Raw genomic sequence first — 12,688 nt, 5'->3', positions numbered from 1 at the left:
CGGACTCATTCGTACCGGTATTTCAGCGCGTCCGCCTCGGTCTGCTCGATCTCGGCGATCGTCAGGTCCGGCATCCGTAGCTGGGCCAGCGTCACCTCGGCCGAGGTCGGCTGGGCGTCCGCCGCCGGCCACTCCTCGGGCTTCCAGACCGAGCCGCGCAGGAACGACTTGGGGCAGTGCGGGTAGACCTCGTCGATGCCCACCACCAGCGCACTGGCCGGCGGCTTACCCACCGCGGTCAGCTGAGACAGCAGGTCCGGGCGGGTGGAGACGCAGGCCCGGCCGTTCACGCGCAGCGTCGTGGCGCGCCCCGGGATGACGAACAGCAGCCCGGCCCGTCCGGTGGCGATGACGTTCTGCAGGGTGTCCAGCCGCTTGTTACCGGTCGCGTCCGGAATCGCCACGGTCCGCGAGTCCAGCACGCTGACGAACCCGGCGGGGCCGCCGCGCGGCGAGACGTCGTGGTTGCCGTCGGCGTCCGTGCTGGCGATGAAGACCAGCGAGGAGCAGGCGATCAACTGCCGGGTCTGGTCGGTGAGCTCGGTCATCTGCTTGCGCACGGCCGCGTCGCCGGGCATCGCATAGGTTCGGCGCAGCGTCTCCCGGTCGGGCACGGCGTCGAGGCGCAACGAGTCGAAGGCGCTGGTGGCGAGATCCGGTCGCATCCATCGACATTAATAGACCCTTTCGGCGTACGGGGAACGCGCGGCCGATGGCACGCTGAGCGGCATGACTGATCTCGATGCCAAGGCGAATCTGCTCCGCTACCTGTGGGAGGCCCGTGAGGCGCTGCTCGGGAAGCTCGACGGCCTGTCGGAGTACGACGTCCGGCGGCCGCTCGTGCCGACCGGAACGAACCTGCTCGGCCTGGTCAAGCACGTGGCCGTGGTGACCGCCGGCTACTTCGGCGAGGTGTTCGACCGGCCGTTCCCCGGGCCCCTGCTCAGCCTGGCCGAGGGCGCCGAACCCAACGTGGACATGTGGGCCGGCGCCGACGAGTCCCGCGACGACATCATCGCCCTGTGGCGGGAGGCCTGGGCCCACGCCGACGCGACGATCGAGGCGCTGCCGATCGACGCGCCCGGATCGGTCCGCTGGTGGGGCGACGTTCCGGTGACACTGCACCACATCCTCGTACACATGCTCGCCGAATTGAACCGTCATGCCGGCCACGCCGATCTCGTCCGCGAGCTGATCGACGGCCAGGTCGGCTGGCGGAGCCCCGGCGACAACGTCCACGAGGCCGACGAGGCGTGGTGGGCCGCCTACCGCGATCGGCTGGAAGCCACCGCGCGGTCCTTCGCCTGACCCGTCACCGGGTGCGGCTTGACGCATTCCGTTATGGGAATATGATGGCTGCCATGGCACGAGCAGCGACGACGTCGGACGCGTTCAACGCGATCGCCGAGCCGCAGCGCCGGGACATCCTGGCGCTGTTGCGGGCGGGGGAGTGGCCGGTGACCGACCTGGCCCAGGAGCTGGGGATGAGCCAGCCGCGGGCGTCGAAACACCTGCGAGTGCTCCGGGAGGTGGGGCTGGTGCGCGTCCGAGAGGTGGGCAAGCAGCGCCTCTACGGCCTGGACGCCCGCGGGTTGCAGCCGATCCACGAGTGGGTGGGCGGATTCGAACGGTTCTGGACCGGCAGTTTCGACCGGCTGGAAACGTACGTGCAGGAGCTCAAGCAGACACGGCAGGAGGACTGACTGATGGCGGCAGAAGAGCGGGAGATCGTGATCACCCGGATCGTCGACGCCCCACGGGAGTTGGTGTTCGAGGCGTTCACCGAGGTCCACCACCTGTCCCGGTGGTGGGGGCCGGAGGGCTTCAGCACCACCACGCGGTCCTTCGAGTTCCGCGAGGGCGAGGTGTGGGATTTCGTGATGCACGGTCCGGACGGGACCGACTACTCCGAATGGATCACCTGGACCGAGATCGTCCCGCCGGAGCGGATCGCGCTGCTGCACGGGGAGTTCCACGACGACCCGAACGCGTTCGAGTCGGTCCTGACGTTCACACCGGACGGCGTGGCGACCCGGATCGAGATGCGCACGGTGTTCCCCACGAAGCGGCTGCGCGACGAGGCGGTCGAGAAATACCACGCGGTCGAGGGCGGCCGGCAGACTCTGGGCAACCTGTCGGCGTACGTCATCGAGGTTTTGCTGAAGGAAGGGGAGAGCTGATGGCCGGAAAGGTGTTCTTCAGTGTGTCGATGTCGCTGGACGGCTTCGTCGCGCCCGAGCCGCCGTCCGTCGACGACTTCCTCACGCCCGGTAAGCAGGATGAACCGGACGTGCGGCGCTGGATGAAGCAGTGGGGGGAGTTGCAGCAGTGGATGTTCCCGCTGCGGTTCTTCCGGGAGAACCTCAAGCTGGGCGAGGGCGGCGAGGAGGGGCGCGACAACGAGATCGCGCGGGAGACGTACGAGCGCATCGGCGCGAACGTCATGGGTAGGCGCATGTTCGACCTCGGCGAGCAGTCATGGCCGGAGGAGGCGCCCTTCCACACGCCGGTCTTCGTCGTGACGCACACCGAGCGTGACCCTTGGGAGCGGCCCGGCGGGACCACCTTCCACTTCGTCAACGACGGCATCAAGTCCGCGCTCGACCGGGCCCGCGAAGCCGCCGGTGACCGGGACGTCCGCATCTCGGGCGGCGGGGAGACGATCCTGCAGTACGTGAACGCCGGCCTGGTCGACGAGTTCACGATCGCGCTGGCGCCCGTGCTGCTCGGCTCCGGCACCCGCCTGTTCGACGGCGTGGACGCCTCCCGGATCAGACTGGAGCCGGTCCGCTCCGAGCCGTCACCGCGGGTGACGCACCTGACCTACGCCGTCCACCCCCGCTGAGGATCACCCAGGCCGTTGATCCCCCACTAGGCCGGTGAGGACCCGGGACACCGTGTCCTCGAAAGAAAGACCCATCCGGGTACGAGCGCCGCGCACCGAGTCGGTAACGCCTGATCAATCGTCGGTGGCTTCGCAGTCCTGGTAGGCGACGAGGCGATTTTGGTCGCCACCCTGGGCTGAACCTTCCGGTACCGGCTCGGCCCCGGCCGGGCCGGTACCGCAAGCTCAGCGGCCGGCGGGGTCGGGGACGCCGTACCGTGCGTTCAGGACCTGCATCGCGGCGCCCGCCGCGATCGTGTCGGTCCCGAGCCCGGCCAGGGTGACCTCGACGGACAGCCAGTCGGCGCGGGGGACCTGGGTGCGGACCGCGTGCTCGACGGTCCGGCGGTAGACGTCGCCGTGTTCGAGCAGGTCGGCTCCGGCGAGAACGATGTGCTCCAGATCGAGGGTCTGCAACAGGTTGACCACGCCGACGCCGAGGACGGCCGCGGCCGCCGCCGGGTCGCCGGCCCGGTCGTGAACCGCCTCCAGGCAGCCGCGGCGGCCGCAAACGCACGGCGGGCCGTCGAGTTGGACGACGGTGTGCCCGAACTCCCCGGCGTTGGTGTGCGCGCCACGGTGGGCGGTGCCGCCGAGCCATAGCCCGGCGCCGACGCCGCTCTCGACCATGATCAGGGCGGCGTCGCGGAACCCGGCGCCGCGGCGCCACGCCTCGGCGGTCACCGCGGCGGTGACGTCCTTGTCGACGTGGACCGGCAGGCCGAGCCGTTCGGTGGCGAGGTCGGCCAGGGGGATGTCGTGCCAGTGGCGGAGCCGGTGCGCGTCGCGGACGGTGCCGGTGGCCTGGTCGAGCGGTCCGATCATGCCGATACCGACCCCGGCCAGGTGCCGGGGCGAGCCTCCGGAATCCGGGGGAGCGAGCAGCGCGGTGACCCCGGCGGACAGTTCGCTCAGCAGCTGATCCGGGGTGAAGTCGGGTGGTAGGGCGGTCGTGGCGCTCGCCCGGACGGTGCCGGCAAGGTCGGTCAGGGCCAGGCGCAGGGCACGGCGGGTGACGTGTGCGCCGATCGCCCACCGGCTGCCGGGCACGAGCTGGTAGACGGCGGCCGGTTTGCCCATCGCGGCCCGTCGCACCCCGGCCGGTGCGATCAGGCCCTCCTCCAGCAGCCGGGCGATGACCTTCGAGACGGCCTGCGGGGTCAGGCCGGTGACCTCGGCGACCGTGCCGCGCTCGATGGTCGGCCGGGTGCGGGCCAGCGTGAGGACCAGGGCCTCGTGGTAGTCGCGGAGGAAGGCGAGGTGCACGGGCTCACACTACAACTAACGCAACAGCGTTGCTAAAGTCCGGGCCATGACCGACAAACGCAACAGCGTTGCAGAACTCGACGCTGTGGCTCCCCACCCCGGCGCCGACCGCCGCTGGCCGGCCCTGCTCGCCCTCGCCTTCGGCGCCGTCGCCATCGGCCTCACCGAGTTCGTCCCCGCCGGCCTGCTGCCCCAGATCGCCCAGGACCTGCTCGGCGCCGAATACACCCGATCACCGTCCGACGCCGTCGCGCACGCCGGCTGGATGGTCACCGCGTACGCCCTCGGGGTCGTCGTCGGCGCGCCCCTGATCGCCGCCGCGACCGCCCGCGTGCCGCGCCGGCGGCTGGTCCTCGCCCTGCTCGTGCTCTTCGTGGCCGGCACCGTCGCGTCCGCGCTCGCCCCCGGATTCACCCTCGTCCTGGTCGCCCGGTTCGTGGCCGGGCTGCCGCACGGCGCCTACTTCGGCGCCGCCGGCCTGCTAGCGGCCAAACTGATGGGCCCCGGCAACGAGGGCCGCGGCTTCGCCGCCGTGCTCAGCGGCCTGACCATCGCCAACGTCGTCGGCGTGCCGGCCGTCACCTGGCTCGGCCAGCAGGCCGGCTGGCGGACCGCCTACCTGGTCATCGCCGGCGTCTTCGGCCTCGCGCTGCTGGCCGTGGCCGCCACCGTGCCGGACGCGCCCGCCGCCGACGGTTCCCCGGCTGCCGAACTGCGCTCGTTGCGTCATCCGCTGGTCTGGCTGACCGCCGCCACCGCCGCCATCGGCTTTGCCGGCTTCTTCGCCGTCAACAGCTACATCGCCCCGGTCACCACCGAGGTCACCGGCCTGTCCGCCGGCACCGTGCCGTGGGTGCTGGTCGCCATGGGCCTGGGCATGACCGTCGGCAACGCGCTCGGCGGCTGGTACGCCGACCGCGACCTGCACCGCGCCACCCTGCTCGGCTTCACCGCGATGATCGCCACCGCGGTGCTCTTCGCCCTGACCGTCGGCACCACGGCCGGCCTGTTCACCGGAGCCTTCCTGATCGGCGCGACCAGCCTCTTCCTCGGCCCCGCCCTGCAGTCCCGGCTGATCACGGTCGCACCCGGGGCACAGTTGATGGGCGCGGCGGTCAACCAGTCCGCCATGAACATCGCCAACAGCCTCGGCGCGGCCCTCGGCGGAGCGGTCATCGCCGCCGGTCTCGGCTACCGTGCCCCCGCCTGGGCCGGCGTCGCCCTCGGTCTGGCCGGTCTCGCCCTGGCCGCTATCGGGTTCACGCTCGACCGCCGGCGGGCCGTCTGAAAGATTCTGCTCCGATGGTGTCGTATCAAGGGGCCGCCGTTCGTGGAATCGGTGTACGGCGTCCGCCGGACCGGTATCAGAGGGAGACGACCATGCCGGAATACCTGATCACCTTCAACGACGAGTGGGTGCCGCACCACACCGAGGAGCAGATCCGCGCGAAGTCCGAGGCGGTCCGCCCCGTGATCGACGAGATGCTGGCCGAGGGCGTGCTGATCTTCAGTAACGGCGGGCTCGACCGGGACACCACGCTGTGCAGCGTCGAGACCGTCGACGGGAAGGCCGTCTTCACCGACGGCCCGTTCGTCGAGACCAAGGAGCACCTCGGCGGGTTCGCCGCGGTGGAGGTGCCCGACGACGCGACGGCCCGCTACTGGGCCGGCCGGCTCGCGACCGCGCTCGACTGGCCCCAGGAGGTGCACCGGTTCCGCGGTCCCGGAGCCGACCGTGCCGGCTACCTCGGGAAGCAATGAGCGCTGGCGCCACCGAGCAGGCGATCACCCGCGCCCACCGTCAGGAGTGGGCGCGGCTGGTCGCCGGCCTCGCCCGTCGTTTCGGTGATCTCGACATCGCCGAGGAGGCGACGGCCGAGGCGTTCGCGGCCGCCGCACAGCGGTGGCCGCGTGAAGGCGTACCGCCGAATCCCGGCGGGTGGCTCGCCACCACGGCATCCCGCAAGGCGATCGACTGGCTGCGGCGCGAGGCCCAGCGCGACGCCAAACACCAGGCGGCCCTCATCGTGTACGACGACAGCGCACCCGAACCCACCGGCCCCGTCGAGGACGACCGGCTCCGGCTCGTCTTCACCTGCTGTCACCCGGCGCTCGCCATGGAGGCCCGGGTGGCGCTCACCCTGCGCCTGCTCGGCGGCCTCACCGTCGCCGGGATCGCCCGCGCCTTCCTGGTCCGGGAGACCACGATGGCGCAGCGCATCACCCGTGCCAAGACGAAGATCAGGTCGGCCGGCATTCCCTACCGGGTGCCGTCGGCCGGCGACATCCGCGAGCGGCTCGCGGGCGTGCTCGCGGTCGTCTACCTCATCTTCAACGAGGGCTATCTCGCCGGCGAGGGCGACGACCCGGTCCGCGCCGACCTCACCGACGAGGCGATCCGCCTCGGCCGTCTGCTGCGCGACCTGCTGCCCGGCGACGGCGAGGTGGCCGGACTGCTCGCCCTGATGCTGTTCACCGACGCCCGGCGGCGGGCCCGGGTGTCCGGCGCCGGGGAACTGGTGACCCTCGCCGAACAGGACCGTGGGCTTTGGGATCGCCGCCTCCTCGCCGAGGGCGCCGCGCTGGTCCGGGAGCGGATCGCGGCGGTGGCGGCCGGCGGCCCACCGGCCGGGCGCTACCAGCTCCTGGCCGCGATCAACGCCGTACACACCGAGGCCCGGTCGGCCCGGGAGACCCGCTGGCCGACGATCGTCGCCCTGTACGACCGGATGGTGCGGCTCGACCCGTCACCGATCGTGCGGCTGAACCGGGCGGTCGCGGTCGCCGAGGTCGACGGCCCGGCCGCCGGGCTAGCCGAGATCGACCGGCTCGCCGGCGTCCTCGACGGCTATCACGCCTTCCACGCCGCCCGTGCCGACCTGCTGCGACGTCTCGGCGACGGTGCCGCGGCGGCCGCCTACGACCGGGCCGTCGCCCGCACCGACAATGCCGCCGAGCGGGCGTACCTCATCCGCCGCCGCGACCAGCTCTGAGCCACGACGCGCCGGGCCGTCTCCCCAGGCCGGGATACCCTAGGGGGGTAGGGGTAGTGTGGTTGTCGGCGTCCGCAAACGACAAGGAGACCGTGATGGCTGTCAGGACCTACACCGTGACCGGTATGACCTGCTCACACTGCGTCAACTCGGTGACCGAGGAGGTCGGCAGGATTCCCGGCGTCACCGGAGTCGAGGTCGACCTGACCTCCGGCGCGGTCACCGTCACCAGCGACCGGCCCGTCGAGGACACCGCGGTGGCCGCGGCCGTCGACGAGGCCGGTTACGAACTGGCGAGGTAGTCGAACACCCGGGCCCGGAAACGCGAGCTGCCCGCACCCTGTGGGGGTGCGGGCAGTTCCGTCATCCGGCCAGGCGCCGGACGACGTAGTTCGAGCTCCAGATCTTCTGCTTGCTGACCGGCTTGCCGGTCCGCGGGGCCGACCACATCTTGCCGTTGCCCGCGTAGATGCCGGCGTGGATGCCGTACGAGCCCCTGCGGATGATGATGAGGTCACCGGGGCGGGCCTTGGCCTTGCTGATCGCCTTGCCGTACTTCTGCTGCAGGTTCGCCTTGTGCGGCAGCTTCTTGCCCGCCGTCTTCTTGTAGACGTAGAGGGTGAAGCCCGAGCAGTCGAATCGGTTCGGCCCGACGGCGCCGAACAGGTAGAGCTTGCCCTTGTGCCGGGCCGCCTCGGTCACGACCCGGGCGCCGATCGGCTGCGCCGCGGTCACGACCCGGGTGCTGGTCGCGGCCTCGACGGTGACGGTACGGGTCACCGTCACGTTGGTCCGGACGGCGGCGACGCTCGGCGCCTGTGGGGCGGCGGAGACGGCCTGCGGTTTGCTGAGCCCTCCGGCGAGAAGGCCGAGACCCACGGACAGGGCGATGGTGCCGGTTCCCAGGGTGCGGAAGTGCCGGCTCGAAGTGCGTACGTGCACGGTGAAGGAATCCCTCCGGCACGCCTGCGAGGTTAGCTGTCGGGTTCGGGCGCGAAGGAATGCCCGGCCGCACGCTGGCGGCTTCACCCCAAGATCCGTTACCTGCCGTTGGCGGTCGCGGATCGATATGTGGTTCCCCCGTCCCTGCCCCCGATTGCCTCATGCTCGCCAAGTGGCTCGTGTCGCCGGACCGGGGCAGGGCTCGGCGTGGTCCGTGCTGACACGACCGGCGGGCAGGTGCCCGCCGCCCCTCCTTGATATCCCAGGTCCCGGGGCCACCAGCCCGCCGCGACATCCATGTCTGCCGATCGACCCGGCGAACGGCGTCCCGGTTGCAGGACGGGTGCGAAGTTTTCCGACACGCTGCGTTCATGGCCGGTGACGCCTCGGTGATGATCTTGTGTGAAACTGATCACGATAAATCCGAATCGCCGTCCCCGTCGCCCCGCCGGCGATCATCCGTTCCGTCGAGGGCGAGCCGACTCACCGGCTCACCGAGCCCGGCCGGGCGGTCGGGTGCCGTCACCGGCGGGCCGGGGCTTCACCGGCCGGGCGCTCACCGCACACGACTCCTCGGTCCTCGCGTCAAGATCCCTCCGGCCGGTTGCGGCCGCGTCCTCTCACGGTCCGGCTGAGCGCATGTCGACCGCGCAACCATTCGGAAACCGGCAAACACCGATTCTGTGATCGTCGCGGCCGGCGCCCCGTCGAAGTGACTGGTGAGCCCGCAAACAGCGGGTATCACCTTCCGAAAGGGTCTGCTCTTGCGCCAGCTTCTTCGCCGTTTCGCCGTGACCGCCCTCCTCGCCCCGGTCGCCGCCGTCGGAGCAACCACGATGATCGCGAGCCCGGCCGAGGCCGCTCCGGCGAAGCCTGGCCCGACGCAGCCCGACTACGGGCAGTACGGCTCCTGGTACGGCTCCGGCAACTACGAGTCCGGCCGGTACGGTTCCGGCAACTACGACTCGGGCAGGTACGGTTCCGGCAACTACGACTCCGGCCGGTACGGCTCCTGGAACCCCGGTCCGGGCCAGCGCCCGTCGCGGCCGGCTCCCACCACGCCCGCGCCGACGACGCCCGCCCCGAGCAAGCCCGCGCCGACGACGCCCGCCCCGGGCAACACCACGCCGGCCAAGTCGACCGAGCAGGCCCTGCAGGACGAGGTCAACCGCCTGATCAACGTCGAGCGTGGCAAGAACGGCTGCTCCGCCCTGACGGTCAACGACCAGCTCACCAAGGCCGCCCGCGACCACAGCGCCTGGATGGCCCAGACCGGCACGTTCTCGCACACCGGCAGCGGCGGGTCCAGCTTCGTCGACCGTGCCAAGGCGGCCGGCTACGCCCAGCCGTCGGCCGAGAACATCGCCTACGGCTACCGCACCGCCTCCGAGGTGGTCAACGGCTGGATGAACAGCCCCGGCCACCGCACCAACATCGTCAACTGCAAGTCCAAGACGGTCGGTGTCGGTGTGGTCTTCAAGGCCGACGGCACCCCGTACTACACCCAGGACTTCGGTTACTGACGCCTGACGCCTGATGCCCCAGCCGCCCCGCGCGGCTGGGGCATCTCGCTTCAGCCACCTCCTTCACCCGGCCCGTCGATGGCGTGGACGAGGCGCCGACAGCGCCGGGGATCATCGGTCAACCCGGCTGCCAGCCCCCAGAGCCAGTAGTCCACGGCCCGGTTGAGAACCCCGTCGCGACAGCGATCGAGATCGAGGCCGGCAGCGCCCACGGCGATGCGGAAGTGCTGAAGAATGCTGTCGGGACCGGGCATGTCGTCGAGCCGGGTCCACAACACACGGGCCAGGTCGTAGGCGATGTCATCGCGCAGCAGCACGGGGTCGACGATCAGCCACGGTTCTCGTTCACCGCGCAACACCTGCCCGCTGTGCAGATCACCGTCGACAGCCAGATCGGAGTCGGCACGCGCCATCCGGGCGCCGGCCGCCATCGCGCGATCGAGCAGGACCTCGTCAAAGGGACGGCCCAAGCGCCGCCACTCAGCCGGCATCGCCGTCAGGCGCCGAGCCACCATTCCCGCAGTACTCGGTGCGTGCGACGGCGCCGGAACCGCCAGCCGGCGCATCATCCGCCCCAGCACCTCGACCGCCTCCAGCGACGGCGCCCGGGCCAGCGAACCTTCGAAGTCCAGCCGTTCCAGCAGCATCACCCCGGCATCGACGTCGGCCTGGACGAGCCGGACGGTTCCGCGGCCGTCCCAGAATTGCAGCGCGGCCACCTGGCCGGCGACGCCGGGCCCGGGAGGCGTCAGTCGAAGAACAAAAAGATCTTCACCCCGGGCAACGGGTACGACCAGCGCGTTCGACCCGTGCACCGGCGCACCGGTGACGGTCAGCCGCCACCGGGCACACCAGTCCGCAACGAGCGCGGGCAGCCGGTCCAACCAGCCGGCACCGCCGTGCCACCATCGCGGCATGTCCCGAAACGACTGCGGCACTTCCACGACCGATCTCGCCCCGCGGTCCGACGAATCGCTTCCGCTCTTCAAGCGCCGGCCCCTCATCCGTCGACGATCACCGGGCGACAACACCTCAGCGTAGGCTCCCCGACAGGCCCGCGACCATCGGAGCGCCACGGCGGCGGATCGTTTCGGTAGTGTGATCCACTATGGAGCACCGCCGCCTCGGTCGTAGTGGCCTCTACGTCAGCGAGATCACGTACGGCAACTGGCTGACCCACGGTGAGCTGGTCGCGCGGGACACCGCGCTCGCCTGCATCCAGGCCGCGCTGGACGCCGGCGTCACCACCTTCGACACCGCCGACGTGTACGCCCAGGGCGCGGCCGAACAGGTTCTCGGCGACGCGCTGCGCACGGTCCGCCGGTCCTCGGTCGAGATCGCCACGAAGGTCTGCCTGCCCACCGGTGACGGCCCCAACGACCGGGGCCTGTCCCGCAAACACATCATGGAGTCGTGCCACGCCTCGCTGCGGCGGCTCGGCACCGACTACGTCGACCTCTACCAGGCACACCGCTTCGACGAGCGCACCCCGCTCGAGGAGTCCCTGATCGCCTTCGACGATCTGGTGCGCCAGGGCAAGGTGCTCTACCTGGGCGTCTCGGAATGGACCGCCCCGCAGATCGAGGCCGCCCTGCGGATCGCCGCCGACCTCGGGCTGCGCAGCCGGATCGTCGCCAACCAGCCGCAGTACAACATGCTGTGGCGCGTGATCGAACCGCAGGTGCTGCCGCTGTGCGAGCGCGAAGGCATCGGCCAGGTGGTCTTCCAGCCACTGGCCCAGGGCGTGCTCACCGGCAAGTACCAGCCCGGCCGGCCACTGCCGGCGAACTCCCGGGCCACCAGCGGCGGGCGCGCGCCCCGGTTCATCAGCCGGGTGCTCGGCCCGGTGCTGCTCGACCGCGTACAGCGGCTGCGCCCGCTCGCAGACGAGGCCGGCCTCTCGATGGCGCAGCTCGCCGTCGCCTGGACCCTGCAACCCGACAGCGTCAGCTCGGCGATCATCGGCGCCTCCCGGCCCGATCAGGTCACTGAGAACGCCCTCGCCGCCGGCGTGCGGCTGCCCGCCAACCTACTGGCGAAGATCGACGAGGTGCTGGGCGACCTGATCGACCGTGACTCCACCAAGACCGCCCAGATGATGTCCGTCAAGCCCGAGTGGAACCGCCCGGCGCCCTGAAACCCCGCCCTCACCAGGTGACCGGACAGAGCCTGAGGTGCTCGGCAGCCCATGGCGGCTGTGACCCACATCCGCCCACGTCATGAAGGGCCGCGCATCCGGCCGTCGGTAGTATCCAGCGACAGTTCGAATACTGGAGCGTTGATGACCTACCCGCCGCCGCCCGGTGAACCGCTTCCACCGCCCGTCGACCCGTATGAGACGCCGCAGCACACCGCGCCGCTCTACGAACAGCCGGACTTCGGTCGGCCCACCTATGCCCAGCCGGGCTACAGCCAGCCCGGATATGGCCAGCCGGGCATTCCGGCGGCCCCGCCGCAGCCGCAGGGACAGTCGCGAACGGTCGCGATCACACTTCTGTCGGCGGCGATCGCGCTCGTCGTACTCGTCGGTGGTGGAATCGTCTTTTATCTGGTCGGTGAGAAGTTCTCCCAGAACGAGAAGGCGAGCCCCGGCCCGAGCGAAATGGCGAAGGCCGACATCAGCATCCGTGAGCCGAGCACGCTGAACGGTCATTCCAAAATCGAGGCTCAGGAACTGTCGTCGCTCACCATGGACCTGGCGAAGGAACTGGAAGGCTACCCGGGCGCCGCGAACGCGTTCGGGGCCTTCTACGGGTCCCTGGCCGACAAGAAGATGATCGCCGTGCTCGCGGCCGAGGTCGACATCGACGATCCGCAGCGCATGCTCGACACCATGTTCCAGTCGTTCAGTGGCGAGAACCAGCTCACCCAGGTCTCCGCCGTCAGCACCGGCTCGCTCGGCGGCGTGGCGCAGTGCGGCAACAGCGTCATCGGTAAGGAGGACGTGGCCATCTGCGGGTGGGCCGACGAAGGTAGCGTCGGCATGTTCCTGCACTTCTACGTGACCGCGGTGGACGTGAAGGGCGACTTCCCCGACATGCGCGCGGAGATCGAGACCAAGAAGTGAACCTTTAGGATCG

Annotated in this window: 15 protein-coding genes and 1 riboswitch; of the genes, 11 read left to right on the top strand and 4 right to left on the bottom strand. The window is 70.6% G+C overall.

Annotation, left to right across the window (positions count from 1 at the left end; genetic code table 11):
- Positions 1–5: 5 nt before the first annotated feature.
- Entirely contained in the window at positions 6–665 is a 660-nt protein-coding gene (locus tag IEZ13_RS11090) for an MSMEG_1061 family FMN-dependent PPOX-type flavoprotein (RefSeq protein WP_183220943.1), read from the bottom strand.
- Between the two features lie 64 nt (positions 666–729).
- Between IEZ13_RS11090 and IEZ13_RS11085 the strand changes: the two genes are divergently transcribed.
- Genes IEZ13_RS11085 through IEZ13_RS11070 form a run of 4 tightly spaced genes read left to right on the top strand, consistent with a single transcriptional unit; the run spans position 730 to position 2,845 of the window.
- The gene (locus tag IEZ13_RS11085) at positions 730–1,308 is read left to right on the top strand and encodes a DinB family protein (RefSeq protein ID WP_183220942.1); all 579 of its coding nucleotides are present in this window, start codon (positions 730–732) and stop codon (positions 1,306–1,308) included.
- A 53-nt stretch (positions 1,309–1,361) separates the two neighbouring features.
- Positions 1,362–1,703 carry an ArsR/SmtB family transcription factor gene (locus IEZ13_RS11080; RefSeq protein ID WP_183220941.1) on the top strand — a complete coding sequence of 114 codons (342 nt, stop codon included), beginning with the start codon at positions 1,362–1,364 and terminating at the stop codon, positions 1,701–1,703.
- Between the two features lie 3 nt (positions 1,704–1,706).
- A complete protein-coding gene (locus tag IEZ13_RS11075) occupies positions 1,707–2,180 on the top strand; it encodes an SRPBCC family protein (protein ID WP_183220940.1) in 474 nt (157 codons plus the stop codon).
- Positions 2,180–2,845, top strand: a complete 666-nt coding sequence (locus IEZ13_RS11070) for a dihydrofolate reductase family protein (RefSeq protein WP_183220938.1) — start codon at positions 2,180–2,182, stop codon at positions 2,843–2,845. Before IEZ13_RS11075 ends, IEZ13_RS11070 begins: the two co-directional genes overlap by 1 nt.
- A 225-nt stretch (positions 2,846–3,070) precedes the next feature.
- Here IEZ13_RS11070 and IEZ13_RS11065 read toward each other — a convergent pair whose 3' ends face one another.
- Entirely contained in the window at positions 3,071–4,150 is a 1,080-nt protein-coding gene (locus IEZ13_RS11065) for an ROK family transcriptional regulator (protein WP_183220936.1), read from the bottom strand.
- Positions 4,151–4,196: 46 nt separating this feature from the next.
- Here IEZ13_RS11065 and IEZ13_RS11060 point away from each other — a divergent pair, with 46 nt between their 5' ends.
- From IEZ13_RS11060 to IEZ13_RS11045, 4 genes are all read left to right on the top strand, one after another.
- Complete coding sequence (locus IEZ13_RS11060) at positions 4,197–5,438, top strand: MFS transporter (protein ID WP_183220934.1); 1,242 nt, start codon at positions 4,197–4,199, stop codon at positions 5,436–5,438.
- Positions 5,439–5,530: 92 nt separating this feature from the next.
- Entirely contained in the window at positions 5,531–5,911 is a 381-nt protein-coding gene (locus IEZ13_RS11055; RefSeq protein ID WP_183220932.1) for a YciI family protein, read from the top strand.
- Positions 5,908–7,143 (top strand): RNA polymerase sigma factor, encoded by a 1,236-nt coding sequence (locus IEZ13_RS11050; protein ID WP_183220930.1) that lies wholly within the window; start codon positions 5,908–5,910, stop codon positions 7,141–7,143. Before IEZ13_RS11055 ends, IEZ13_RS11050 begins: the two co-directional genes overlap by 4 nt.
- 95 nt (positions 7,144–7,238) lie before the next feature.
- Positions 7,239–7,445: a heavy-metal-associated domain-containing protein gene (locus IEZ13_RS11045; RefSeq protein WP_183220928.1), complete on the top strand. Its 207-nt coding sequence runs from the start codon at positions 7,239–7,241 to the stop codon at positions 7,443–7,445.
- Positions 7,446–7,506: 61 nt separating this feature from the next.
- On the opposite strand, the gene IEZ13_RS11040 is transcribed toward IEZ13_RS11045, so the two are convergent.
- Positions 7,507–8,085 carry a C40 family peptidase gene (locus tag IEZ13_RS11040; RefSeq protein ID WP_183220926.1) on the bottom strand — a complete coding sequence of 193 codons (579 nt, stop codon included), beginning with the start codon at positions 8,083–8,085 and terminating at the stop codon, positions 7,507–7,509.
- A 6-nt stretch (positions 8,086–8,091) separates the two neighbouring features.
- A riboswitch (cyclic di-AMP (ydaO/yuaA leader) is annotated at positions 8,092–8,266 on the bottom strand.
- 583 nt (positions 8,267–8,849) lie between these two features.
- Between IEZ13_RS11040 and IEZ13_RS11035 the strand changes: the two genes are divergently transcribed.
- Positions 8,850–9,608 (top strand): CAP domain-containing protein, encoded by a 759-nt coding sequence (locus IEZ13_RS11035; RefSeq protein WP_229794617.1) that lies wholly within the window; start codon positions 8,850–8,852, stop codon positions 9,606–9,608.
- Between the two features lie 50 nt (positions 9,609–9,658).
- Here IEZ13_RS11035 and IEZ13_RS11030 read toward each other — a convergent pair whose 3' ends face one another.
- A complete protein-coding gene (locus tag IEZ13_RS11030; protein WP_203833800.1) occupies positions 9,659–10,552 on the bottom strand; it encodes an aminoglycoside phosphotransferase family protein in 894 nt (297 codons plus the stop codon).
- A gap of 164 nt (positions 10,553–10,716) precedes the next feature.
- On the opposite strand from IEZ13_RS11030, the gene IEZ13_RS11025 reads away from it, so the two are divergent.
- Together IEZ13_RS11025 and IEZ13_RS11020 are read left to right on the top strand one after the other, a co-directional pair.
- Positions 10,717–11,745: an aldo/keto reductase family protein gene (locus tag IEZ13_RS11025; protein WP_183220922.1), complete on the top strand. Its 1,029-nt coding sequence runs from the start codon at positions 10,717–10,719 to the stop codon at positions 11,743–11,745.
- Positions 11,746–11,889: 144 nt separating this feature from the next.
- A complete protein-coding gene (locus IEZ13_RS11020) occupies positions 11,890–12,675 on the top strand; it encodes a hypothetical protein (RefSeq protein ID WP_183220920.1) in 786 nt (261 codons plus the stop codon).
- Positions 12,676–12,688: the final 13 nt, after the last annotated feature.

It is taken from the genome of Actinoplanes campanulatus (assembly GCF_014647795.1).
GTDB classification, from domain to species: domain Bacteria; phylum Actinomycetota; class Actinomycetes; order Mycobacteriales; family Micromonosporaceae; genus Actinoplanes; species Actinoplanes campanulatus.
The sequence above is the reverse complement of the archived record's forward strand: the minus strand, read 5'-3'. Positions and strand labels throughout refer to the sequence as shown.

Coding starts and splice junctions, on each gene's coding strand:
- IEZ13_RS11085 (WP_183220942.1), top strand. CDS start 730: ATGACTGATCTCGATGCCAAGGCGAATCTGCTCCGCTACCTGTGGGAG.
- IEZ13_RS11050 (WP_183220930.1), top strand. CDS start 5,908: ATGAGCGCTGGCGCCACCGAGCAGGCGATCACCCGCGCCCACCGTCAG.
- IEZ13_RS11025 (WP_183220922.1), top strand. CDS start 10,717: ATGGAGCACCGCCGCCTCGGTCGTAGTGGCCTCTACGTCAGCGAGATC.
- IEZ13_RS11060 (WP_183220934.1), top strand. CDS start 4,197: ATGACCGACAAACGCAACAGCGTTGCAGAACTCGACGCTGTGGCTCCC.
- IEZ13_RS11080 (WP_183220941.1), top strand. CDS start 1,362: ATGGCACGAGCAGCGACGACGTCGGACGCGTTCAACGCGATCGCCGAG.
- IEZ13_RS11055 (WP_183220932.1), top strand. CDS start 5,531: ATGCCGGAATACCTGATCACCTTCAACGACGAGTGGGTGCCGCACCAC.
- IEZ13_RS11070 (WP_183220938.1), top strand. CDS start 2,180: ATGGCCGGAAAGGTGTTCTTCAGTGTGTCGATGTCGCTGGACGGCTTC.
- IEZ13_RS11090 (WP_183220943.1), bottom strand. CDS start 665: ATGCGACCGGATCTCGCCACCAGCGCCTTCGACTCGTTGCGCCTCGAC.
- IEZ13_RS11020 (WP_183220920.1), top strand. CDS start 11,890: ATGACCTACCCGCCGCCGCCCGGTGAACCGCTTCCACCGCCCGTCGAC.
- IEZ13_RS11075 (WP_183220940.1), top strand. CDS start 1,707: ATGGCGGCAGAAGAGCGGGAGATCGTGATCACCCGGATCGTCGACGCC.
- IEZ13_RS11045 (WP_183220928.1), top strand. CDS start 7,239: ATGGCTGTCAGGACCTACACCGTGACCGGTATGACCTGCTCACACTGC.